Source organism: Bifidobacterium stellenboschense (assembly GCF_000741785.1).
Classification (GTDB): domain Bacteria; phylum Actinomycetota; class Actinomycetes; order Actinomycetales; family Bifidobacteriaceae; genus Bifidobacterium; species Bifidobacterium stellenboschense.
Genome location: NZ_JGZP01000013.1, coordinates 1 through 25328 on the forward strand (window position 1 = coordinate 1; position 25328 = coordinate 25328).

The 25328-nt window shown below is 66.1% G+C and carries 14 protein-coding genes, 2 rRNA genes and 1 riboswitch; of the genes, 13 read left to right on the forward strand and 3 right to left on the reverse strand.

The annotated features are described in order from the left end of the window. The 8 genes from BSTEL_RS06420 to priA all read left to right on the forward strand — a co-directional run. Nucleotides 1–448, forward strand: a 23S ribosomal RNA gene (locus tag BSTEL_RS06420); the annotation flags it as partial. Between the two features lie 172 nt (nt 449–620). Further along, nucleotides 621–737: ribosomal RNA gene (rrf, locus tag BSTEL_RS06425) — 5S ribosomal RNA — on the forward strand. Nucleotides 738–871: 134 nt separating this feature from the next. Continuing rightward, nucleotides 872–2269 carry a histidinol dehydrogenase gene (gene hisD / locus BSTEL_RS06430; RefSeq protein ID WP_034528538.1) on the forward strand — a complete coding sequence of 466 codons (1398 nt, stop codon included), beginning with the start codon at nt 872–874 and terminating at the stop codon, nt 2267–2269. After that, on the forward strand, nt 2266–3426 hold the full coding sequence (locus tag BSTEL_RS06435; RefSeq protein ID WP_034528540.1) for a histidinol-phosphate transaminase: 1161 nt from the start codon (nt 2266–2268) through the stop codon (nt 3424–3426). Before hisD ends, BSTEL_RS06435 begins: the two co-directional genes overlap by 4 nt. Before the next feature lie 75 nt (nt 3427–3501). Continuing rightward, nucleotides 3502–4104 carry an imidazoleglycerol-phosphate dehydratase HisB gene (hisB, locus tag BSTEL_RS06440; RefSeq protein WP_034528542.1) on the forward strand — a complete coding sequence of 201 codons (603 nt, stop codon included), beginning with the start codon at nt 3502–3504 and terminating at the stop codon, nt 4102–4104. Further along, complete coding sequence (locus tag BSTEL_RS06445; protein WP_034528543.1) at nt 4104–4862, forward strand: hypothetical protein; 759 nt, start codon at nt 4104–4106, stop codon at nt 4860–4862. Before hisB ends, BSTEL_RS06445 begins: the two co-directional genes overlap by 1 nt. A gap of 71 nt (nt 4863–4933) precedes the next feature. Beyond that, nucleotides 4934–5578 (forward strand): imidazole glycerol phosphate synthase subunit HisH, encoded by a 645-nt coding sequence (gene hisH / locus BSTEL_RS06450; protein WP_034528545.1) that lies wholly within the window; start codon nt 4934–4936, stop codon nt 5576–5578. Nucleotides 5579–5684: 106 nt separating this feature from the next. Then, nucleotides 5685–6410, forward strand: coding sequence for a bifunctional 1-(5-phosphoribosyl)-5-((5-phosphoribosylamino)methylideneamino)imidazole-4-carboxamide isomerase/phosphoribosylanthranilate isomerase PriA (priA, locus tag BSTEL_RS06455; RefSeq protein WP_034528546.1), 726 nt, complete (start codon nt 5685–5687; stop codon nt 6408–6410). Between the two features lie 200 nt (nt 6411–6610). On the opposite strand, the gene BSTEL_RS06460 is transcribed toward priA, so the two are convergent. After that, nucleotides 6611–8059: a DUF2252 domain-containing protein gene (locus tag BSTEL_RS06460; protein ID WP_034528548.1), complete on the reverse strand. Its 1449-nt coding sequence runs from the start codon at nt 8057–8059 to the stop codon at nt 6611–6613. A 70-nt stretch (nt 8060–8129) separates the two neighbouring features. Between BSTEL_RS06460 and glnA the strand changes: the two genes are divergently transcribed. Next, a complete protein-coding gene (gene glnA, locus BSTEL_RS06465) occupies nt 8130–9467 on the forward strand; it encodes a type I glutamate--ammonia ligase (protein ID WP_034528550.1) in 1338 nt (445 codons plus the stop codon). A 177-nt stretch (nt 9468–9644) separates the two neighbouring features. Continuing rightward, entirely contained in the window at nt 9645–10895 is a 1251-nt protein-coding gene (locus tag BSTEL_RS06470; RefSeq protein WP_051922915.1) for an MFS transporter, read from the forward strand. A gap of 228 nt (nt 10896–11123) precedes the next feature. Here BSTEL_RS06470 and BSTEL_RS06475 read toward each other — a convergent pair whose 3' ends face one another. Then, nucleotides 11124–13586, reverse strand: a complete 2463-nt coding sequence (locus BSTEL_RS06475; RefSeq protein ID WP_238567644.1) for an energy-coupling factor transporter ATPase — start codon at nt 13584–13586, stop codon at nt 11124–11126. A gap of 206 nt (nt 13587–13792) precedes the next feature. Then, nucleotides 13793–14395 carry an ECF transporter S component gene (locus tag BSTEL_RS06480; RefSeq protein WP_034528552.1) on the reverse strand — a complete coding sequence of 201 codons (603 nt, stop codon included), beginning with the start codon at nt 14393–14395 and terminating at the stop codon, nt 13793–13795. 7 nt (nt 14396–14402) lie between these two features. Continuing rightward, a riboswitch (FMN riboswitch) is annotated at nt 14403–14556 on the reverse strand. Between the two features lie 617 nt (nt 14557–15173). Here BSTEL_RS06480 and BSTEL_RS11430 point away from each other — a divergent pair. The 3 genes from BSTEL_RS11430 to BSTEL_RS06495 all read left to right on the forward strand — a co-directional run bounded on the left by BSTEL_RS11430 (nt 15174) and on the right by BSTEL_RS06495 (nt 25238). Then, on the forward strand, nt 15174–15608 hold the full coding sequence (locus BSTEL_RS11430) for a hypothetical protein (protein ID WP_156963200.1): 435 nt from the start codon (nt 15174–15176) through the stop codon (nt 15606–15608). A 146-nt stretch (nt 15609–15754) separates the two neighbouring features. Next, nucleotides 15755–23509: an LPXTG cell wall anchor domain-containing protein gene (locus tag BSTEL_RS06490; RefSeq protein ID WP_051922917.1), complete on the forward strand. Its 7755-nt coding sequence runs from the start codon at nt 15755–15757 to the stop codon at nt 23507–23509. Nucleotides 23510–23606: 97 nt separating this feature from the next. Then, the gene (locus BSTEL_RS06495; protein WP_034528554.1) at nt 23607–25238 is read left to right on the forward strand and encodes a SpaH/EbpB family LPXTG-anchored major pilin; all 1632 of its coding nucleotides are present in this window, start codon (nt 23607–23609) and stop codon (nt 25236–25238) included. The last annotated feature ends 90 nt before the right edge of the window (nt 25239–25328 follow it).

Below are 25328 nucleotides of genomic sequence, written 5' to 3' on the forward strand. Positions count from 1 at the left end.
CAGGCTGATCATTCCCAAGAGTCCATATCGACGARTGGTTTGGCACCTCGATGTCGGCTCGTCGCATGCTGGGCTGGAGCAGGTCCCAAGGGTTCGGCTGTTCGCCGATCAAAGCGGCACGCGAGCTGGGTTCAGAACGTCGTGAGACAGTTTGGTCTCTATCCTCTGCGCTCGTCGGAATACTGAGGAGACCTGCCCATAGTACGAGAGGACCTGGGTGGACGAACCTCCGGTACGCCGGTTGTCACGCCAGTGGCACCGCCGGTTGGCTGCGTTCGGAAGGGATAACCGCTGAAAGCATCTAAGCGGGAAGCCCGCTCCAAGATAAGTATTCCCTGGCTCTTCGGAGCCGTGACCCCCCATGTAGAACACGTGGTCGATAGGCCGGACGTGGAAGCCCCGCGAGGGGTGGAGCCGACCGGTACTAACGGGGAAGCGCGACACACACATCCCAACCATGTTGGGACGGCATCGACCTCTTTCTGCGAATACACGCGACACGGAGCAACCGTGACGTCACGACAAGACGATCAGCATAGCGTCCACCATCCGGTCCCCAAACCACCAGCCCGAGGGGACACACGAGGAAGCGAGAGCACCTCGCCCCACAATTGAAGATTTGCGGCGGTCATAGCCCAGGAGAGACGCCCGGTCCCATTCCGAACCCGGAAGCTAAGACCTGGCACGGCGATGGTACTGCACCCGAGAGGATGTGGGAGAGTAGCACGCCGCCGCACCACAACGAACAGGACCCCCGGTCGAGCCACACGGCTCCCGGGGGTCCACGCATACCCGGACACGTCTCACCACACGGGCGAAAAGTGGACATCGCCCGTCATTCCAGCCGTTGCCGTTGTTACGATGGGCTGTTATGAGCGAGAACATCATGCGAATCATCGACCTTCGCGGTCAAGTCCTGTCCCGTGCCGAACTGTTGGCCGCGATGCCGCGCGCCGCAATGGGCACCTCCGAGGCCACCGATCTGGTGCGTCCTATCCTCGACGACGTCAAGGAGCGTGGCGCGGCCGCCCTGCGCGACTTCGAGGAGAAGTTCGACCACGTGCGCCCCGAGCACCTCCGCGTGCCCGAAGAGGCCATCCAGGATGCGCTCACCACGCTCGACCCGGAAGTACGCGCCGCCATCGAGGAGTCCGTGCGCCGCGCCCGCGCCGTCGCCGCCAACCAGGTGCCGAAGGACTTCCACACCGATCTCGCGCCCGGCGCCCGCGTCGCCGAACGCTGGATCCCAATCCAGCGCGTCGGCCTGTACGTGCCCGGCGGCAAGGCCGTGTACCCGAGCTCCGTCATCATGAACGCCGTGCCCGCGCAGGCCGCCGGCGTCGAATCCCTCGCCATCGCGACCCCGCCGGCCCGCGACAACGACAAGGGCCTGCCGAACAAGACCATCCTCGCCACCTGCGCCATCCTCGGCGTCAAGGAGGTGTACGCGGTGGGCGGCGCCCAGGCCATCGCCATGTTCGCCTACGGCGCGAAGGGCTCCGAGCCGCAGGATGGCGCCGTGCTGTGCGATCCGGTCGACAAGATCACCGGCCCGGGCAACATCTTCGTCGCCACCGCCAAGTCCCTCGTCTCCGCGTTCGTCGGCATCGACGCTGTCGCCGGCCCCACCGAGATCGGCATCATCGCCGACAAGGACGCGAACCCGAGCCTCGTGGCCGCCGACCTCATCGGCCAGGCCGAGCATGACGAGCTCGCCGGCTCCGTGCTGTTCACCGATTCGCCGGAGCTCGCCGAGAAGGTGCAGGAGAACCTGAACTACCGCGTGCCGCGCACCGAGCATGCCGAACGCGTCCACACGTCCCTGTCCGGCACGCAGTCCGCCATCGTCCTCACCGACGGTCTCGACCAGTCCATCGACGCGGCCAACGCCTACGCGGCCGAACACCTCGAGATCCAGACCGCGAACGCGGACGAGGTCGTCAAGCGCATCAAGAACGCTGGCGCCATCTTCCGCGGCCCCTACTCGCCGGTGCCGCTCGGCGACTACATGTCCGGCTCCAACCACGTGCTGCCCACCGGCGGCACCGCCCGTTTCGCCGCCGGCCTCGGCGTGCACACGTTCATGAAGCCCGTCGAGGTCATCGAATACGACGAGGAGGGCCTGAAGACTCTCGCGGCGCGCATCAACGCGTTCGCCGTCTCCGAGGACCTGCCCGCCCACGGCGAGTGCGTGCTGTCCCGCTTCGTCAAGGACCCGTACGACAAGGCGACCCTGCGCGAGCAGGAGAAGGAAGCTGGTCTGCTGTGAGTGCCATCCCCTCGAACCTGCCCCTCAGGAACGATCTGATCGGCGAGGAGCCGTACGGCGCGCCGCAGCTCGACGTGCCCGTCTGCCTCAACGTCAACGAGAACCCGTACGCCCCCGATCCGACCGTCTGCGACACGATCGCCCGCCGCGTGCGCGAGATCGCGCCCACGCTGAACCGTTACCCGGATCGTGAGCACGTCGAACTGCGTCAGGCGTTCAGCGACTATCTCGCCCGCGAATCCGGCACGCGTCTCGACGTGGACGAACTGTGGGGCGCGAACGGCTCCAACGAGATCATGCTCCAGCTGTTCCAGGCGTTCGGCGGTCCGGGCCGCACCGCGCTCGGCGCCGACCCCACGTACTCGATGTACCCGGAGTATGCGCGCGACACGTTCACCGGCTGGAAGCTCGCCCACCGCAACGAGGACTTCACGCTCAACGTGGAGAAGACCATCGAGGCGATCCACGAGGTCAAGCCGTCCATGGTGCTGCTCACCAGCCCGAACAACCCGACCGGCACGCCGTTGCCGATGGAGGACATCGAGCGCATCCTCGCCGCCTGCGAGACCGCCGAGGTGGAGGGCGCCGGCGAAGGTGTGCACCCGATTCTCGTCATCGACGAGGCGTATGTGGAATTCCGCAACCCCGGCACGCCGAGCGCCGTGAGCCTCATCAAGGACCATCCGAATCTGGCCGTCAGCCGCACGATGAGCAAGGCGTTCGCCTTCGCCGGCGCGCGCGTCGGCTATCTCGCCGCGTCCAAGGGCATCATCGACTGCGTGCGCATCGTGCGCATGCCGTACCATCTGTCGGCCGTCACGCAGGCCGCCGCCCTCGCCGCGTTCGAACACACCGACGAACAGCTGAGCCGCGTCGGCCACCTGCGCGAGACGCGCGAGGCGACCGCCGCATGGCTCAAGGAGCAGACCTACAAGGGCGTGCACCTCGAAGTCGCCGAATCCGGCTCGAACTTCCTGCTGTTCGGCGGGCACTTCGACAAGCGCGACGCGATCTTCGACGAACTGCTGAAGCGCGGCGTGCTCATCCGCGTCGTCGGCCCGGACGGCTGGCTGCGCGTATGCATGGGCACCGACGAGGAGATGGCGCGATTCCGCGACGCCCTCGCCGAGACCCTGCGCATCGTGGAAGCCGAATGACGTCAGGCGAGCAACGTCCCGACATCACCACGTCGCAACGCAGACTTTCCCGCAACTTTCCGAAGGAGCAACACCATGGCGCGCACCGCGCACATCGTCCGTGAGACCAGCGAGTCGCACATCGACCTCGAACTGAACCTCGACGGCACCGGTCAGACCGACATCGACACCTCCGTGCCGTTCTACAACCACATGATGAACGCGCTCGGCAAGCATTCGCTCATCGATTTGAAGATCCACGCGCACGGAGACACCGACATCGACGTGCACCACACCGTCGAGGACACGGCCATCGTGTTCGGCGAGGCGCTGAAGCAGGCGCTCGGCGACAAGCGCGGCATCCGCCGCTTCGCTGACGCCACCGTGCCGCTCGACGAGGCGCTCGCCAAGGCCGTCGTCGACATCTCCGGCCGTCCGTACGTGGTGTGCACCGGCGAGCCGGAAGGCTACGAATACTGCATGATGGGCGGCCATTTCACCGGCTCGCTCGTGCGTCACGTCATGGAGTCGATCGCGCTGCACGCCGGCATCTGCCTGCACCTGCAGGTGCTCGCCGGCCGCGACCCGCATCACATCGCCGAAGCCGAGTTCAAGGCGTTCGCGCGTGCGCTGCGGTTCGCCGTCGAACCCGATCCGCGCATCGAGGGCCTGATTCCGAGCACGAAGGGATCGCTGTGATGTCCGGCTGGGACGACGACAAAAACCTCGGCCCCGACGGTTTCGACGGTTTCGGCTCGGACGACGGTCATCTTTCCGACGACGACATCGCCAAGGCGATGGAAGGCTTCGAGAAGGAGTTCGCGCAGGAGAGCAGTGCCGGTGGTTCCGGCGCATCCGGCGATTCCGGTGACGGCGTCGCATCCGACGGCGACCTGCCGGACATCGACGGCATCGACATCCCCGACGACGCCTCCTCGATCGACCCGTCGACGGGCTTCGAGGACGCGCTTGAGGGTCTGCTGGGCAACAAGGCGAAGATGGCGGCGCTCGTCACGCGTATCGCGTCGGCGCAGCTGCTCGCCGCGTTCTGCCAGCTGTCCGACGTCTCCGCCGACTGCATCGGCTCCAATCAGGGCGCCGTCGCCGTGCTGCGCAATCTCGACGGTGACGCGCCCGAGGCCGCGGCGCGCGACATCACCACCGTCGTCGGCGGGATGAGCGTCGTACTCGGCGTCAACCGCGCCGACAAGCTCGAAGTCACCCTGTACGCGGGCGGACAGGCGGGCTCCACGCTCGCCCCGCCGATCCTGTTCAACTCGACGCCGCGGTTCGTGGAGGATCTCATGCTCGGCATCACCACTGTCGCGCAGTTGGAGACGAAAGGCTTCGAAGTGGTCGACTCGGGGAGCATGGACCACGATCAGGCGATGAAGGTGATCGCCGACCATACGCGCATGGGGCGCGGCGGATCCACCCGCGGCTCCAGCATCGACTGACCGCCGCATCCCCGCGGCCCGGGCCGACGGGGATACGGCATCGCCGCAACAGCAGTGAAGGAGAACGAACCATGACCACTGCGGTCGTATTCGATTATGGTTTCGGCAACGTGCGCTCCATGGTGCGCGCGCTCGCCCGACTCGGCGTGGACACCACGCTCACCTCCGACTATCGGCAGGCGCTTGAGGCCGACGGTCTCGTCGTGCCCGGCGTCGGCGCGTTCGCCGCCTGCATGGAGGGTCTGCGCCACGTGCAGGGCGATCGCGTGATCGTCGACCGTCTGCGCGCAGGACGCCCGGTGCTCGGCGTATGCGTCGGCGAGCAGGTGATGTTCGAGACCGGTCACGAGCACGGCGAGAACGCCGCCGGCGTCGGACTGATCGGCGGTTCCGTCGACCCGCTCGACGCGGACGTCGTACCGCACATGGGCTGGGACACGGTCGAAGGCGCGGAAGGTTCCACGCTGCTCAAGGGCGTGGAAGGCGAACGCTTCTACTTCGTCCACTCCTACGCCGCGCATGAGGCGACGGCGAAGGATCTGTCCGGGCTTCAGATCGACATCACGGACGAGCAGCACGTCACCTGGTGCACGTATGGCCGCAGCCGGTTCGTCGCCGCCTACGAGCGCGGACCGCTGTCCGCCACGCAGTTCCACCCGGAGAAATCCGGTGACGCGGGCGCGCAGCTTCTGAAGAACTGGATCGCCACGTTCTGACCGGTTGTTGCCGGTAATTGCCGGTTGTCGCCGGTCACCATCGCGGTCGGCCGCGCCGTCACGTCCATCTCGTCAACCGTACCAATCCCCGAGAAAGGCTCCCATCATGTCACTCACCCTGCTTCCCGCCGTCGACGTGCGCGACGGCAAGGCCGTGCGCCTGCGCCAAGGCGAATCCGGCTCCGAAACCGACTACGGCTCGCCGCTCGAGGCGGCGCGCACGTGGGTCGAATCCGGCGCGGAATGGATCCACCTCGTCGACCTCGACGCCGCGTTCGGCACCGGCGACAACCGCGCCCAGCTGCGCGAGATCGTCCACGAACTCGGCAATCGCGTCAACATCGAGATGTCCGGCGGCGTGCGCGACGACGCGTCGCTCGACGCCGCGCTCGAAGCCGGCGCCGCCCGCGTCAACATCGGCACCGCCGCGCTCGAGAATCCGGAATGGACCCGTAAGGCGATCGCGAAATACGGCGACCGCGTGGCCGTCGGTCTCGACGTGCGCGGGCACACGCTCGCCGCGCGCGGCTGGACGCGCGAAGGCGGCGACCTATTCGAAACGATGAAGATGCTCGACGACGCCGGATGCTCGCGCTACGTCGTCACCGACGTCGCGCGCGACGGCATGATGAGCGGGCCGAACCTCGACCTGCTGCGCGAGGTCGCCGAGCGCACCGACGCGAAGGTGACCGCCTCCGGCGGCATCTCCAAGCTCGACGATTTGCGCAATATCCGCGAGCTCGCCGAGCTCGGCGTCGACTCCGCGATCCTCGGCAAGTCGCTCTACGCGCGCGCGTTCACGCTCGAAGAGGCGCTTGAGGTCGCGAAGTAGAGGCCGGGTGGTCCGTGCTCCCGCTGGCGAGAGCTGTCGACGAAGTCGACTGAGGGTGGTTTCGGGGTGACCGTGACCACCCTCAGTCTCGCTTCGCGAGCCAGCTCCCGCCAGCGGGAGCGGAATGTCTTCCGTGGGCGGGAGCGCAATGACTTCCGTGGGCGGGAGCGCAATGACTTCCGTCGGCGGGAGCGGTTCTTTTATGCGCAGGGGAGCTGGCCTTTTTTGATCATCTTCTTGAAGACGGCGTAGTCCTCGTCGTTCTGTTCCGCGTAGCTGACGGCGAACGAGGCGATCGCCTGATCGAACTCGTCGGAGCCGCCCAGATAGTTCGCGATCGCGATCGAGTCGCCGGTGCGCGCGTGCGCGTGCGCGAGGCACCAGGCGCACATGCGCGCCAGATCGGACAACGCGGTCGCGTTGAGGTTGTCGATGTCGATCGACCCTTTGCCGTTCCACAGCTGGCGCACGTAGTAGTCGCGCTTCTTGCCGTCCTCGGCGAGGAAGCTCGTCCAGCCGAGCAGCACGTCCGCCGTGGACTGGATGAGCTTCTGGCCCTGCACCACGCGTTCGCCGTGCGTCGCGTACGGGGAGGCGCCGCAGTAGTGTTCCAGCACCGAATGCGTGGCCTCCTTCATCTGGATCATCATCGGATCGTCGATGTCGCGCGCGATCCACACGCTCGCCCAGGCGCGCTGTCCCACGGAGCCGACGCCCACGACCTTGCGCGCCGCATCCTGATAGCGGAAATGGTCGAACACCCAGCGTCGGTCCTCGTACAGGGAATGGCGGTAGTTCTCGAACAGCGTGTCGAGACGGGCCTGCAGCGCGTCGAGGTCCGCGTAGCTGTCGAGCTCGTTGATCGGCACGAGTTCGGGCGGATTCGACTTGAACCTCAGCTTGCCGTCCTTGAGTCGGCAGAGTTTCGCGGCGGCCGCGTCGTTGTCTTTGAGCAGCGCCTTCATCGCGGCCTGACGCAGCGTGCCGTTGCGCTTGCCGCCGCCGGTCGTCTCGAACCGGTCGAGCGTCTCCTCCACGTCGAGATGCTCGTACCAAGCGTCGAGATAATCCATTTCGGAGAACCATTTGATGCGTTCGCGGTATTCGCGCGTGCATTGGAGCACGGCGTTGCGGATGTCCTTCTCCTTGAGCTTGTTCGCCCGGCCGCAGATCTCCACCGACACGGCGAGACGTTTGAGATCCCATTCCCACGGTCCGGTCGCCGTCTCGTCGAAGTCGTTGATGTCGAACACGAGACGTGCGGAGGGGGAGCGGAAGATGCCGAAATTGCCGATATGCGCGTCGCCCACGCACTGCACGGGGATGCCGGTGACCGGCGTGGTCGCCAGATCGTTCGTCATGATGAGCACCGTGCCGCGGTAGAACGTGAACGGGCTGGCGCTCATGCGCTTGTAACGCAGCGGGATCAGATCGGGCACGCGGATCGCGGACTGCTCCTCGAGCAGCGCGATCGCCTCGCGGCGGCCGGAACGCACCTGCCAGACGGCGTGCGATTCGAGCGGCGCCTTCGCGCGGGCGGCGATGCCGGCGCGCGAACGCTCGCGGGGGGAGTCGGCCCGCTTCCAAGACGTGACGTCGACGGGAGGATTGGCGGACGGGGTGAGATGGTCTTGTGCAGCTTCGCTCATGCGCACCACTGTAGCGTGACGTGCGCCGAGGTAACAAAGCCCTAACACGTGGGTGTGAGGATTGGGCACTATGGATAAGCAACAGGAGTTCGCCCTGCGCACCGTCGAGGAACGCGACGTGCGCTTCATTCGTCTATGGTTCACGGACGTGCTCGGCACGCTGAAGTCCGTGGCCATCGCGCCGGCGGAACTGGAGGCTGCGTTCGAGGAGGGGCTTGGATTCGACGGTTCGGCCATCGAGGGCATGACGCGCGTGTCCGAGGACGACATGATCGTCAAGCCCGACCCCTCCACCTTCCAGATCCTGCCGTGGCGCGGCGGACCGCAGGGGACGGCCCGCATGTTCTGCGACGTGCTCACCCCGGACGGCGAGCCGAGCCTCGGCGATCCGCGCCACGTGCTGAAGCGTTCGCTCGCCAAGGCGAAGGAGAAGGGCTTCACGTTCTACGTGCACCCCGAAATGGAGTTCTACCTGTTCGAACAGCAGGAGGACTGGTCGAAGGCGCCGACGCCAATCGACGAGGGCGGCTACTTCGACCACGTGCCGCGCAGCCCCGGCATGGACTTCCGCCGCGCCACCGTGAACATGCTCGAACAGATGGGCATCTCGGTGGAGTACTCGCATCACGAGGCGGGCCCCGGCCAGAACGAGATCGACCTGCGGTATGCGGACGCGCTCACCACGGCCGACAACATCATGACGTTCCGCACCGTGGTCAAGGAGATTTCGCTGGAACGCGGCATCCACGCGAGCTTCATGCCTAAGCCCTTGGCCGACGCGCCCGGCTCCGGCATGCACACGCATCTGAGCCTGTTCGAGGGTGACGCGAACGCGTTCTATGAGGCCGGCCAGGAGTTCAACATGTCCCTGACCGCCCGCCAGTTCGCCGCCGGCATTCTCCACCATGCGGCGGAGATCTGCGCGGTCACCGACCAGTACGTGAACTCGTACAAGCGTCTGTGGGGCGGCAACGAGGCGCCGAGCTACATCTGCTGGGGCCACAACAACCGTTCCGCGCTGCTGCGCATCCCGCAGTACAAGCCCGGCAAGGGCAATTCGGCGCGCATGGAGTTCCGCGGTCTCGACCCGGTCGCCAACCCGTACCTCGCGTACTCGGTGCTGCTGGCCGCCGGCCTCGACGGCATCGAGAAGCAGATGACGCTGGCCGAACCGACGAGCGACGACGTGTGGGAACTCACCGACGAGGAGCGCCAGTCCATGGGCATCGAACCGCTGCCGCGTTCGCTCGGCTCCGCGCTGAAGATCATGGAGAAGTCCGATTTTGTGGCGGACGTGCTCGGCGAACACGCGTTCAACTACTTCCTGCGCAACAAGCGTCAGGAGTGGGAGGAGTACAACCAGCAGGTCACGCCGTTCGAGCTCAAGAAGTATCTGCCGAAGCTGTAGCGCCTGCGGGGAGGGGAGCGGCATCGCGATACGCGCTGTTCCGCCTCCCGACCGCATTGGAGGGGGTCTTCCGGATTGATCGTCCGGAAGACCCCCTCTGCGTGTCATGGGTGCGTTGTTGTAGGGCTGGGCCAATAGCATGCACATGGAACATCACGACGAGGAAGAACCAGACGCATGACGAATACTCCACGCCCCACGACGGCCCCTGAAAAGAAACCGGTTTCACCCCGATCCGACCGCTTCTTCAACCTGCCGGTCACGATCCTCATCCTCGCGAGCTTCATGCTCGGCATGAGCGAATTCGTGGTCGTCGGCATCCTACCCGACATCGCGCAGGGACTCAACGTCTCCGAAGTGACCGTCGGCAACCTCGTCGCCCTGTTCGCGTTCGTCTACGCGCCGGTCACGCCGCTCGGTTCCGCCATCTCCGCGCGTTTCCCGCGCTTCGCGACCTATCTGACGCTCATGGGCGTCTTCCTCGCCGGCAACCTGCTGTGCGCGCTCGCGCCCAACTACGCCGTCCTGCTGGTCGCGCGCATCATGATCGCGCTCGTCTCCGGCACGCTCGTCGCCATCGCCATGACCTACGCGCCCGACGTCACCACCGACAAATACCGCACCAAGTTCATCGCATGGGTGTTCTCCGGGTTCTCCATCGCCTCCGTCGTCGGCGTGCCGTTCGGCACGTGGGTGGCGAACACGTTCAGCTGGCGCATCACGTTCCTCATCATCACCGCCGCCACCGCCGCGCTCATAGTGCTCATGTTCCTCGTCCTGCCGCGCAACTCGCACCCGGTGACCATCGGCTTCCTGCGCCAGTTCCGCCTCTTCTTCGACCACCGCATCTGGGGCGGTGTGCTCACCGTCGTGTGCGGCGCGGCCTCCAGCTACGTGTTCTACACGTATCTGACGCCGATCATGCGCGACGAGATCGGCGTGCCCGAACAATACGTGAGCATCGGGCTCGTCCTGTACGGCGTCGCTTGCCTGTGGAGCAACCTGTACGGCGGCAAGCTCGCCGAACGCGGCCGCGGCGTCGAACCGCTCGTGCACACGCGCCCCGTCTTCTGCCTGCACACCATACTGCTCGCCTCGCTCGCGCTCGCACCCGTCGTTCCCGTGTACGGTGCGATCCTGCTTGTCGCCCTCGGCATGATGATGTACCTGTTCAACTCGTCGTCGCAGGTGCTGTACATGGACGTCGCCGCCCAGTCGCACCCGGGTTCGATGAATCTCGCCGCCTCACTCAACTCGATGAGCTTCAACATCGGCATCGCCATCGGCTCCGCGGTCGGCGGACTCGTCAACGACCATCTGGGACTCACCTGGCTCGGCCCGTTCGGCGCCGTCTTCGCCGCGCTCGCCGTCGTCATCACCACGCTGCTGCGCCGCTATGTGCCGGCGGATGCCGCCCGGAACGACTGAGATGGGCGGTTTGCGGCTCCCCTCCGGCATGCTTCGTACTTCTTAGGTACATTCCGCACTTCTTAGGTAGGTGTTTGCCGGGGAATAGGGGCTGATTACAGGAATTCCCGGCCGGGGTTTGGACTTCCACCTACCTAAGAAACGTTGGATGTGCCTAAGAAGTGATTGACAGGGGGAAAATGGTGCCGATGGCGTAGCGGATGAGCACCGTATCAGATGAGCACCGTGTCAGATGAGACCGGGGAGTATGGCCAGCGCGACGAGTGCGATGAGATACAACACGAGCATGGCGATGAACGCCACGTCGCGTGCGGAGACGCGCATCACCCGCCAATGCGTGCGACGCACGCCCTCCTCATAGCAGCGGGCGTCCAGCGCGAGCGAGAGATTGTCCGCGTGGCGCAGCGCGCCGGCGAAGATCGGGACGATGATCGACGTCATCGCCTTCACCCGCTGCGGCAGAGACCCGGTCTCGATCGAACCGCCGCGCGCCGCCTGCGCGTCCGCCACGGCCTGCGCCTCCACGGCCAATGTGGGGATGAACCGCAGGGCGAGACTCAACACGAGCGCGATCTCCTGCGTGTGCACGCCGAGCCGGTGCAACGGCGAGAGCAGCGAGGCGAACGCGTCGGTGATCGCCGTGGGTGTGGTCGTCGCGAGGAACACGGCACCCAGAATGATGACGAGCGCGAAACGGCACGTGTACAGCACGGCCGTGGCCACGCCGTCGTCCGTCACGGGGATGGGGCCGACCGTGAACAGCGTGGAGCCGGTGCGCACGAAGAACATGTTGAGCAGACCCATCATCGCGAACAGGCCGAGGAACATCCTCACCGAGCCGAGCAGCCGCGCGGGCCGGAGGCGTGCGGCTGCCGTCACGCCCACGGTGAATGCCGCGCCGAGCAGCAGCTGCCATGCGTTCCCGATCGCGAACGCGGAGAACATGGCGACGAGGAACGCCACCATCTTGACACGCGGGTCGAGGCGTGCGATGGGGGAGGATTTCGCGGCCGTATGGGAGACGCTGCGTGAAACATTCCGTGAAACGCGTTGTGAAACGTCTCGTGAAACGTTTTCCGGAGCATTCTTGCCGGCGGGGATGCCGAGCGCGGCATGCGTGTCGGTCCCGCCTGCGCCGGACAACGACACCATGTCGACGATGCGGTCCGCCATGCGACGGGCCTCCGTATGACTGTGCGTGACGACGAGCACGGTCACGCCGCGCGCCTTGAGATCGTCGACGAGACGATAGACGCGTTCGCGCGCATCCGCGTCGAGACCCGCGGTCGGCTCGTCCATGACCAGCAGCTTCGGCCGGCATGCGACGACGCCGGCGATGGCGGCGAGCCGCTGCTGCCCGCCCGACAGGTCGAACGGGGAACGGTCGGCGAGACCGTCCATGCGCGCGATGCGCAACGCCTCGTCGACGCGCGCATCGATTTCGGCCTGCGGCAACCCCTGGTTTGTGGGACCATACGCCACATCATCGCGCACCGTGTCGGCGAACAGCTGGCGTTCCGGATGCTGCATGACAAGTCCCACCGTGCGCCGCAGCACGGCCAGATCACGCCGTTTCGCCTTCTCGACGCGGATGCCATCCACCGTGATCGAACCGGAATCCGGTTTGGCGAGCGCGCAGATGAGACGCAGCAGCGTCGACTTGCCGGAACCGTTCGCGCCCATCAGCGCGACCGTCTCACCACGGCGGACGGCAAGCGACACGTCGTCGAGGATCGGCCCGTCGCCGCCGGCGTAGGCGTAGGAGACGTGGGAGACGGAGAGCATGATGCCGGCGGCAGGGGAGTGCGTCGTCTGTTGCAAGACCACCCCCACCCGCTGCGCGGGAGCCCCCGCCGGCGGGGGCGAGGGGAGTGTGCCGGAGACATCTGCTACTTGGCCGTGTTCTAGGCGTATGATTCGGCGGGCCCGGGCGATCTCGTCGGGATGGTGGGTCACGTGGACGATGGTCGTGCCGGCGGCGTGCAGTTCGTCGAGCACGTCCATCACCTCGCGCCGCGCCAGCGGGTCGAGCATGGCGGTCGGCTCGTCGAGCACGAGCAGCCGCGGTCGCATGGCGAGCATGCCGGCGATGGCGGCGCGCTGCTGCTGGCCGCCGCTCATGCGGATCGGGTTCGCGCGGCGCATATCGTCCAACCGCACGGCGTGCAATGATTCGGCGATGCGTTCGCCGATGCCGCCGCGGCCGCGGCCGTTGTCATTGCCATCGCTGTTGCCATTGTCGTCGCCGTCGCCGTCGCTGCCGCGGCCGTTGCCGTCGTCGCCGCGGCCGTTGTCGTCGCCGTTGCCAATGCCGTTGCCGTTGCCGCCGTCGCCGTCGCGCGGTATGCCGAGATTCTCCGGTCCGAACGCCACGTCGTCTTCGAGCACGGTGGTGACGAGCTGGTCCTCGGGGTTCTGGAACACGGCGCCGATGCCGCGGCGGGCCGCGCGGTAGGCGTCCGCGTCGGGGCCGGCGGGGGAGAAGACGGTGTGGCCGAGCAGGATCACGGTACCGGTGTCGGGGGCGGCGAGACCGGCGATGAGACGAGCGAGCGTCGATTTGCCGGAGCCGTTCGCGCCGGTGAGTGCCACATAGTCGCCCTCGTGCACGGTCAGGGAGGCGTCGTCGAGCGCCCAGGTGGCGCCGCCGTCGTAGCTGAAGCGGATGTGGTCGAGTTCGGCGAGGTTCACGTCGATGGTCCTTATGAGGGTGTGGGAGTGGGAGTGTGTCGGGACGGTCGGTTCCGGGCGGTGGTGCGAGGGGTGCGAAAACGGCGACGGCCGTGCCATGGCTTCGTCATGGCACGGCCTTGCCGGGATACATGTCTTGCGACGCACACCGCCGGGGCGGATGTCGGATACGGGAGGGCGGTCACGGGCCGCCCGTGGCAGCGGGACTACTTGTCGAGCAGTTTGGTGATCGGCTTGTAGATGAGGAACGTGACGACCGCGTGGATCGCGAACTTGAGCACGTTGAACGGCAGCAGGATCGGCACGATTATGGCGGCGACCTGCGCGACGGTCATGTGCGCGTAGATCGGCGTGATGACGAGGTTGCCGAGGATGGCCGCGGCGAGCGCGACGACCGCGCCCACGACGATGCCGATGATCGCGCCCTTGCGCGTGCGGTCGCGGCGGTAGATGACGGACGCCGGCAGCGAGAGCGCGAGCGCGACGAGGATCGCCATGAGGGCGCCCCACGGGTCGGTGAACGCGTGCGGCAGGAAGCCGAGCACGGAGACGATGGCGGCTGCTGCCGGTCCGAACGCGAAGCCGGCGATGAGGCTCACGATGCCGGACGGATCGTACTTCAAGTACGGGGCGGCCGGGAAGATCGGCAGTTCGATGAAGCTGGTGACGATCGCCAATGCGACAAACAGCGCGTAGACGGCGATGCGGCGGGTGGACCAGCGGCCGGAGTCGGCGACGCCCGTGGCGTGCGTCCCGGTGGCGTGGTCGACCGGCTTGGACTGGATATGGCTATCAGAAGATACGCTCATGTTGAGCTCTCCGTTTCTTCCATCCGGACTTTTACCGTTGGCTCCGGATTCTCACCGGATCGGCCGCTTCCGCGGTTCGCGGGCTTCCCGATTCTTCCCGTTATGAATCCCGGGGGTCGGGTTACCGCCAGTAAGGAATTGCACCTTCCCTGAAACTGACAGGAAACTGTATACGCGGATGGATGGGTTCGCGCAAGTCGTGTTTCGCTGTGCGGGCACGGGGCGGTGGCGATCGGGGGCGGCCGGTTGGCCGCGGTACGTAGTGTGGGTGTCGGGACGGCATAGGGGCAATAGGGGGTGCAGGGGGTGACGGAGGCTGACGGGAGGAATATCAGGGTTGCGTTGGAAAATCCAGTGAGTTCTCTGAAAGTGAACAGGAAACGCCGGGGTAAGAGGGGCTTGGAGGGGGTGGCGACACCGGCAATCGGCATGATCGCTTCCCTTGGTATGTAAGCGTTTCCATGTGTCCGTCGGTTCTGCTACCGGGAGTGATTGTCGTGTCCACGGGCTGTCCATGATGTGGATTCTTCGATATGTTATTGGACGTTCCGCTACGGCGTGTCCACTTATATTCCAACCGGTTCGATAAGGCTGGTGCAAGCGTTTGTTCTGAGGGGGGGGGGGTATCACTTTCCATAGCTGTAGCTACGAAGCTACGTATTGAGAGATTGTACGGATACCGCCTTGAGGAGGTGCCTGGAAGTTGCGTGGTTCGAGGAACTTCGATCATGTACGCCGGGTCGTTCGTCGTGTGAGGTCGGCCATGGGCTGGCGGCGCATGACGGCGTTGGTGTTGGCCGCGGCCATGCCGCTTACCTGTTCGGCTTCGGCCGTGGGTACGGCCGGAACGTCGATGCGTGCCGGTGTCGTAAGCGATTCCAGCGGTTTCGGCACGACGCCGGTCACGGTCGTATCCGACGGCAAGATCGTCACCGATCCCACCGTGGTCGCCGCTGCCGCCTCCTCGTACGGAAGTTCCGGCGGAAACGTCGTGACGGTGGCCGATACGGGTTCCACCGGCGGCGATGCGAACGGCAACGGCGGCAACGGCAATGACAGCGGCAACAGCGATAACGGCAATGGAAACGCCAACGGCGGCGACTCGAACGCGAACAACGGTGTAAGCGGTAACAACAACCGAACGGCACCACGGGCGACGGCTCCGCCGACTCCACGAACGGTTCCGACGGCACCGCCGGCTCGAACGGCGTAAACGGTCAGGATTCCTCCGCACAGGGCGATACGCGCGACGACGGCGGGAACGGTCAGGACGCGGCCGCGCAGGACGACGGCGCGCAGGCCCAGACCGCGACGAGCGCGCTCGGCGGCCGCGACTACGAGGGCCAGGTCACCAAGACCATCAACGGCAAGACGTTCATCCTCATCGGCAACGAGCAGCAGCTGCGCGCCATCGGCTCGGACAAGAAGGTGACGAGGCCGGTCTGGAGAATCACGCAGGAATCGAAGCAGACCGGAAGCGTGCTGGGCATCCCCACCTACGAGTGGCAGGATATCGCCGATTCCAAGACCGAGGTGTATGCCGGCGACGCCGATCTGGCCGCAGGCAAGACCCTCGACGAGGGCGCCAGCGAGAAAAACGACGACACCACGATCGCAGGCAAGAACAAGACCCGCTATCGCTATGTGACGTTGGATGACGACGGCAACGAGGTCAAGGCCAAAGGCCACGCGACCCAGAGCGGCGTCACCTATGCGAACGACGCGAACTACATCATCTTCCGCGACATCGACCTGAGCTCCGCCAACTGGAGCCCGCTCATGTTCTCCGGCACCATGCTCGGTGCCGTGAGCGCAGACACCACCACCGCCAAGACCCTGTGGAACACCATCGGCACCGACGGCGCCACCGTCAACGCGGGCACCGCCAAGCCGGTCATCTCCCATGTGACGGTGGAGCAGTCCGGCAAGCGGCTCGACGTCAGCAAGCAGCAGGGCATCGGCTTCTTCGCCTCCATCACCAGCAGGACCGTGATGAACAACGACAGTCTCGGCAGCGCCGGGACCGTCGCGGTCGCCAATCTCAGGCTCAGCGACGTCTCCGTGACCAACAAGGCGAGCGAAGCGTATGTACCGCCGACCCTGCTCGGCACGCTGACCGGCGCCGTGGGCCTGCTGCTGAACGGCCTGGTGGACGCGCTCGAGGTGCTGGCCAAGCTGATAGGCATTAACGTGGAGCTCAACCTGCACCTCGACCAGCTGCTCAAACTGCATAAGGACAATCCGTCGAACCTCGCCACCGGCGCGTTCGCCGGACGCATCTACGGCGACGTGAAGGTCTCCGACTGCGATGTGGCCGACGTCGCCGTCTCCAGCGTGAGCGACATGACCGGCGGCTTCGTCGGCTACGTGCAGGGCGCCACCCGATACGATCCGGTCTCCGGTCTCGTCTCGGCGTTGACGAACCTCCTCTCCAAGATCCTCGGCATCATCCCCTTCCTGGGACTCGGCGATCTGGTCGACTGGCTGCTCGACGGCACGCTCGGCCTGACCACGTTGTATGCGGTGGGCTACTACAACCCCGTCATCTCCGGATCCTCGGTGACCGGTTTCAAGAAGAACGTCGTCATCGGCTCGTCCGACCAGGACTATGCGGGCGGCTTCGTCGGCGACCAGATCGGCGCGGTCATCGAGAACGCGACCGTCTCCAGCGACAACGCCTACACCGTGAAGGCCCGCTACTATGCGGGCGGCTTCTCCGGCCTCACCCGCAACGACGTGATGAAGGGCGCGCTGAAAAGCCTCGGCGTCAACCTGCCCGAAATCCCCATCGTCCAGCCGCAGGGACTCGTCGAGGGAACCACGCTGAAGTCGGCCGTGACCGTCGAAGCCGGCAGTTACGCGGGCGGTTTCACCGGCGCGATGGCGAACAGCTTCGCCGTCAACGACACGTTGAACGGCACCGTCAAGGTCACGGCCCTCGGCATCGCCCAGACCGACGACAACAACGGCACCACCAAGAAGGTGAAGGGCTACGCGGGCGGTTTCACCGGCGCCGCGACACTCGGCTGGTCCAGCGACCTCGGCGCCGGGGACGCGAGCGACACGAACCTCCTCAAATCCCTCGAACAGGTTCTGGTCGACGTGCTCAAGGGAGGCGGGGAGAACGCCACCGCCCTCCTGAGCCTCGTCGGCGTCGACCCCTCGGCGATCCTCGGCGTGGCCATGTCCGGCACGATCACCGTCCGTTCCGACAACGACTATGCGGGCGGCATCGTCGGACGTGGCGACGGCGCGCTCATCGCCGCCTCCGACACGCAGCACCTGAACGAGTTCTCGTATTGGAAGCACGGCCGTACCGCGCCCGCCGCGCGCGACAACACCGTCGACGGCCTCAAATCCGTCACCGCGGGTGGCGACTATGCGGGCGGCATCGCCGGCCAGCTCGGCACCGCCTCCGTCGGCGGTGTCATCAACGGCACGGTCGGACTCGGCGGATTCCTCCCGTTCGAAGTGAGCGCCCTCACCGTCAACGGCGGCAGGAACGGTCTCACCGTCACCGCCGGCGGCGCCTACGCCTCCGCCGGCATCGGCAAGGCCACCGGCGGCGACATCGGCAAGGCCACGACCGCATACGAGGTGAAGGATTCGACCGGCAAGGTCACGTCCAACCCCGTGCCGGACACGGCCGGCGTCACCGTGAACGGCGTCGCCGCCGTCAAGGCCGACAACTACGCGGGCGGCTTCATCGGCGCCGCCGGTCCCGGCGACCTCGTCAACGGCGACAGCCTCAACTTGCTCGGTCTGGGCGTGCTCAAGCTCTCCGGCCTGCTGTCGGTCGCCGAAGGCGTGATGGTGGACGCGCAGACCGTGACCGTGAACGGCATCACCACGGGCATGACCGTCACCGCGACGCACGGCCACGCCGCCGACTCCGTCAAGCAGGTCGTTGCCGGCGGATTCGTCGGACAATCGAACAGCACGCAGGTGACCGACGCGCACGTCACGAACCTCCTCACCGTCACGGCGGACGACGTGAACGGCAACGCGGGCGGCTTCGTCGGCGTCTCCACGACCGGCGGACTCGCCGACGTCGCCGACGACACCTCGATCAAGAACCTCCTCACCGGAGGCAACGGCAGCGTGATCGAAGTCGACCAGCTGGTCACGGCGATCAAATACCTCATCCCCAAGTACGTGAACGCGGACGTGCGCTACGTGAACGGCGGCTCCGTCGCCGCGAACATCGCGGGCGGCTTCGCCGGCGACTTCCAGAGCGGCACGGTCGACGATTCCACGAAGACCACCGCGGGCGCGGACGGCAATACCGTCGCCGACCCGTGGGCCGTCATCAACATCGACACCGTGACCGGCGGCAAGTACGCGGGCGGCTTCGGCGGCAAGGTCCACTCCGGAGCACTCGCCGACGCCGGCAAGGGCGTGAGCGTCCTCGGCGGACTGGGGCTGAACATCAGCGCCTCCGATCTCGCCTCCGTCGCCAGCGTCTATGTTCCGGTCATCACGTCGGCGGGCGTCCATACGGACGGATCCACCGTCGAGACGACCAGCGGCCTCAAGACCTCCGACCCGGACGATCCGGGCCTCAAGGTGACGGCGACCACGTGGGACGACACCGACACGCAGGCCGGTTCGGCCGGCGGCTTCATCGGCTACGGCTCCGGCGTGCAGGTCTCCCGTTCCAACGTGACCCAGCTGCGCCGCACCGACGTCAAGGCCCCCTCGGATCTGGAAACCACCGGTTCCATCGACTCGACCTATCTCAACGCCGCGAAGAGCTCCTACGCGGTCACCGGCGCACGCTACGCGGGCGGCTACATCGGCAGAATGGACGTCGGCTCCGCCGCATCCGTCGGCGGCGGTCTCAAGGTCCTCGGACAGAGCGTCAATGTCGGCGACCTGCTCAGCGTGCTCGGCGTGGTCGTCTCCACGATCGAACACTCCGACGTGACCGGCGGCGTGGGCGGCTATTCGGTGCTCGCCAGCACCGCCGACCACAAGTCCGGCGGCGAGGACGACCCGCTCGGCATGGCGGGCGGCTTCGCCGGCTCCATCACCGGCGGCCACATCCAGGACTCCAACGCGCACGAGTTCGTGTACATCATCGGCCAGGTCTCGGCCGGCGGCTACGCCGGCACCATCGAACCCGGCGACGTGGCGCACGTGCTCGACGACGGCAGCGTGCTCAACAAGCTCGCGGACATCAGCAACCTCGTGTCCGTCGCGCAGGACTTCGTGCCCACCATCCGCAACTCGTCCACCGACGCGGTCATCTGCGGCGGCGCGGTGCGCGCCCAGGGAGTCTCCGGCACGGTCCGCCGCGGCATGGCCGGCGGCTACGTGGGCCACAACAGCGGCGGCCACATCTGGGGCAACAACACCGCCTCGTGGAAGAGCGAGAACACCGACGGCAAGTACAACGGCACCCAGCGCGTCGCCTACGCGGCCCGCATCCGCAGCGTGTACGGCCAGGAGATCGCCGGCGGCTACAGCGGACTCATGGAATCCGCGGACACGGCGGAGGGCGGTTCGCTCTCCCTGCTCTACGGCGTGATCAAGGTCGGCAACCTCGCCAGCGTGCTCACCATGGTGTACCCCACCGAGGAGCACACGAAGGTCACCGGCCCCCTGCGCAACGTGGCGTACTCCCAGTGGGAGACGTGGCGCGACAACGTCGGCAAGTACGGCGCGTACGGCAAGGAGTTCACCGACGTCGTCACGTCCGGCGGTGCGAAGGATGTCACCGATCAGACGCTCAATGCGTTCCTCGCGGACTACGTCTTCGGCTTCAACGTGGTCGCGGGACGCGCCTCCTACGACAAGACGATGACGACGCGCATCGACTCCGGCGTTGCCGGCGGCCACGTGGGCCTCATGCGCACCGGCACCATCACCGACGGCCAATCGGTCGATGTGCGCGACGTCACCGCGATGCGCGCAGCCGGCGGCTACGCGGGCACGATGGAATCCGGCACCGCGGCCAAGTTCGGCTCCGTGGAGCTGTTCGGCAAGGGGAGCCTGTTCGGCGAGACCCTGGCGAGCGTGAACCTCGGTGAACTGCTCGGCGTGGCGCAGGTGTTCGTGCCCGTCGTCAAATCCTCGTCCGTCGTCGGTTACCGCAAGGGCATGAAGGTCGCGGCCACGGGCGTGGGCGTCACGACCGGCGTCGGCAACGCCGGCGGCTACGTCGGCATGGGCGTCGGCGCGCAGATCTGGGGCGACCGCGACGCGAACGGCGACGAACTCGACCTCAAGGCCGACCCGGACGCCTACAAGAAGGCGGCCGGCGCGAACGTGGACAACCTGCGCAAGGTGTCCGGCACCAACAACGTGGGCGGCTACATCGGCATCGCCACCTCCGGCGCCGTGGCCGACGTGAACACCGACGGCATCGGCGGATTCCTGCACAAGATCACCGACCAGGTGCTCACGCCGGGCAAGCTCGTCAGCGTGCTCGACGCGACCGTCGTGACCATCCGCGGCGCGCACGTCACGCCGGACAGCAGCGAATGGGGCTACACGGTCGAAGGCGCCTACCAGGACGGCGGCACGACCCGCTACGCGCTGAACGCCGGCGGCTTCGCCGGATCCCTGCAGGCCGCGATCCTCGGCGACAGGAAGTCCGCCAAGGGCACCGGCACCGCCGTCGACACGGCCGCCGACCCGGCCGCGGTGACGGCCAGCGGACTGCGCGGCGTCGAAGGCGGCCAGTACGCTGGCGGCTTCTTCGGTCTCGCGGACATCTCCTCCGTCGCCTCCGTGGCCGGCGGCGAGGCCGCGGCCGACCAGAGCACCAACCTCGTGCTGAAGCTCGTCAAGGCCGGCAATATCAGCGTGCTCGACGCGTTCCGCACGTTCATCTACGACGGCCGCGTGGACGGCGTCGCCGACGGCATCCAGGTCAGGGCGCACGACTCCACCACGCAGGGCACGCTCGACTCCACGCGCTTCACCGGTTCGGCCGGCGGCTTCGGCGGCGGCCTCATCAACGGCTCCGTCAAGAAGTCCTCGGTCACGAACCTGAACAGCGTGAGCGGTCTCAACTACACGGGCGGCTTCATCGGCCACCTCGGCAAGGCCGGCACCGTGGACGTCGACAACATCGGCGTCGCCCAGCAGTACCTCGTCAAGCTCACCGCGGGCGTGCTCGACATCTGGGGCGCGCACGTGGAGGATTCCTCCGTAGCGGGCATACCCGCCGGCTTCACCGTCACCGCCACGCACGACGGCAAGGACTACGGCCGGGACGAGTCGCTCACCGACTCCACGAACCGCAAGGGCGAGGAGATCGCCGCCGGATTCGCCGGCTACGCGGACCTGTCGCGCATCTCCGGCAGCACGGTGACGAACTTCAAGAAGGCGTCCAGCGGCGAACTCGCCGGCGGCTTCGTCGGCCAGACCACCAAGGCGTATCTGGTGGACTCCGGCGTGAACTCCGAGGTGCTGAACCTGATCATCAAGTACCTCATCAACCCGCTGCTCGACATCCTCTATCTCCCGGAGGCCGAGAACATCGGCAACAAGCTCGACGACTACAAGGAGACGTACTTCAGCGCGCTCACCAAGTATCTCGACCTCGAACTGTTCACCGACGGCAACGCGCTATACGTGAACCTGCTCGGACTCAAGATCGGCGTCGCGCTCGACAAGCACGGCACCGAGAACGACGACACGGACGACACCGCCGAGATCTTCATCGGCGACTCGTCGATCACCGTCGGATGCTCGAAGAAGGGCGTGAACGACGGATCCGTCGACAACGTGCACGCGCAGCTCATCAAAGCCAACCGCACGAAGATCGCCTCCTCCTCGGTCGAGGGCATCGCCGACGGCTACGACGTGTTCGGCGGCGGCGCCACGCAGACGTCCGACGGCGCGGAAGGTGTCAAGACCGGATACGCCGGCGGATTCGCCGCCGTGAACGACGAAGGCCTGCTGGAGAAGAACACCATGACCTACGCGGACACGATCCGCGGCACGAGCGGCCTCGTCGGCCCCTTCACCGGCAAGACGAACCTCAAGTCCGTCTACTCGTTCAACAGCGTGTACGGCATCGAAGGCAACGGCAACACGTACCGCATCTACCGCGACGTGCCGTCCAGCTGGTCGTACGCGCTCACCAAGGACCGCGAACAGTTCACCTACGGTTCGCACCTGGACAACGAGACATACTCGGAGCACGGCGTCGACATGACGGGCGCGCACAAGCTGACGCTCAACCGCTACATCGTGGCGCATCTCGCCAAGAGCGGCGGGAACGGCGACAAGGAGCCCGCCATCAAGCAGTTCTCGGACTACGAGGGCGCGGTCATGTCCAACAACGAGTCCGGTTCGAACAGCGGCCAGAACGCCTCCGGCGCGAACCGCTCGGAGAGCCTCGGCGTGTACGTGTCCGCCGCCAAGGCGGTGCTCATGCTCGACAAGGCGGTGTCCGACAACAACGGCGGCGTCACGCCCGAACCGGATGACGGCCAGGACCCGTGCGGCAAGGACGGCTGCAAGACCGTGGACCTCACCCTGCAGAAGGTGTGGCGCAACGGCCAGCTGGAACGCCCGGACAAGATCACCCTCCAGGTGACCGCCACCTACACGGACGCCCACGGCAAGCAGCAGACCGCCGAGAAGCTCGAATGTTTCAAGGACGACTGCACCACCGAGAAGCGTGACAACCCGTTCACGGTGACCATGACCGCCAAGAACAACGGCTCCGCGTGGAGCGACACCTGGCGCACGAAGCTCACCGGCCTGCCGGTCGCCTTCGTGGACAAGGGCTCCGGGCCGAACGGCGAGGACGTGACGCGCTACTACACGTACACCGTCAAGGAACTCGACATGACCTTCGCCAGCGGCGGCGCCGACGGCAAGGACGTGACGAAGACCCCAGCCGAAGCCGGCTACTCGGTGTCCGTCAAGTACGGCAAGGACAAGGACGGCAAGTATGTGGCCACGGTCACGAACTTCTCGCCCCTGCCCGAAACCGGCGGCAACGGCACGCTGCTGTTCGTCATGCTCGGCGTGCTCATGCTCGCGCTCGGCACCGCATGGTACCTGCGCGCGAACCGTACGGAACCGGCCACGGCCGGGGGAGCGGGCACCTCCCTGCCGTTCGGCGGCAAGCGCGGGCGCCACACCAGATAACCAGATTTCCCGCCGCTCCGGCGGCGGGCCAACCAATGTAACCATCATCGGTTCCGGAACGTCCGGAGCCGGTACAGAAAAAGGGAAAGGAACAGTGATGAACTCACTGATCAGGAAGGTAGCGGCCGGCGTCCTCGCCGCCGTCACCATGCTCGGCATCGCCGGCCTCGGCGCCAGCACCGCCAACGCCGCTCAGACCGACAACGGCAGCATCAAGGTGAGCAGCACCAACGCCGAGTTCGCTGGCAAGGAAGTCAAGGCCTACCAGATGTTCTCCTACGATCTGGATGCCGTCAACGCCGGAACCGCCGACAACGGCGGCTTCACGCTGAACTCCGAGTGGAACCAGTTCTTCATCGACAACGCCACCGAATTCAACCTCAGTGACGTCACCACCGCCAACGTTGCCCAGAAGGCCTACGACTACGTCTCCGGCCTCAAGGACGAGAAGACCCAGGTCGTCCCGTTCGCCAAGAAGGCCTCCGATTGGGCGAAGACCCAGACCGGCCTGACCGTTAAGACCGAGAACGCGGCCACTACCGCCGCGGACGGTAAGTACACGGCGACGTTCACCGGTCTGGCCTATGGTTCCTACCTCGTCAGCCCGAAGGCCGGTTCCACCGATACCAAGGACAAGCGTGGCACCGATGCCATCCTGCTCAATGTGCTGAACGGCACCGCCGTCGAGCGGGACCTCAAGAGCACCTACCCGACCATCCAGAAGACCGTCAAGAACGGCACCGACGACAAGAAGCACAACAGCGTCGAAATCGGCGACACCGTGGACTTCAAGCTCTCCTCCACCGTGCCGGACATGACCGAGTACACCAACGGCTACACCTTCAAGTTCACCGATACCCTGTCCAAGGGCCTCGACCTGAACGGCACCCTCGAGGACGGCACGTTCACTCCGACCGTCAAGATCGGCACTACCGAGCTGATCAAGGGCACCGACTACACCGCCACGTACACCACGAACTCCGATACCGGTAAGACCGCTCTTGAAGTCAACATGCTGAACTTCAAGGATCTGCACAAGGATGACGCCGGCAAGGCCATCACCGTCGAGTACTCCGCCACCCTGAACAAGGACGCCATCGTCGGTTCCACCGGCAACCAGAACGACGCGAAGATCACGTACAGCAACAATCCGAACGGCACCGGTACTGGTGACACTAACGAAGACCACACCTACACCTACACCTTCAACTTCGACATCGAGAAGGTCAACGCGGCCGACCCCACCGAGAAGCTGAAGAACGCCCAGTTCGAACTCCAGAACGACAAGGGCGACAAGATCAGTCTCGTGAAGGTCTCCGAGGGCGTCTTCCGCCCGGTCAAGGGCACCGAGACGGCCGCTGAGGACAAGGATGTGGTCACCGGCACCGACGGCAAGCTGCAGTTCACCGGCCTCAAGGAAGGAACCTACAAGGTGAAGGAGACCAAGGCTCCGGAAGGCTTCAACCTGCTGAAGGACCCGATCACGGTCACCATCTCCGCGCAGTACGACGAGAACACCGGCAAGCTGACGTCTTGGTCGGTGACCAACGGCTCCACCACCGCGGACGGCAAGACCCCGGTCATCACCGTCCAGAACAACAAGGGCGTCACCCTCCCCGAGACCGGCGGCATGGGCACCGTGCTGTTCACCGTGTTCGGCGTGGCCATCGTGGCCCTCGGCGCGGCCTGGTACGTCAAGTCCAACCGCAAGTCCCGCCACACGGCCTGAGAACGCCGCTGACCCCCGGTTCCCCTGACCGGCGTCAAGGGAACCGGGGCACCGGCCTTCCCTGACGGGGAAGGCCCTACCCAAGGAGAT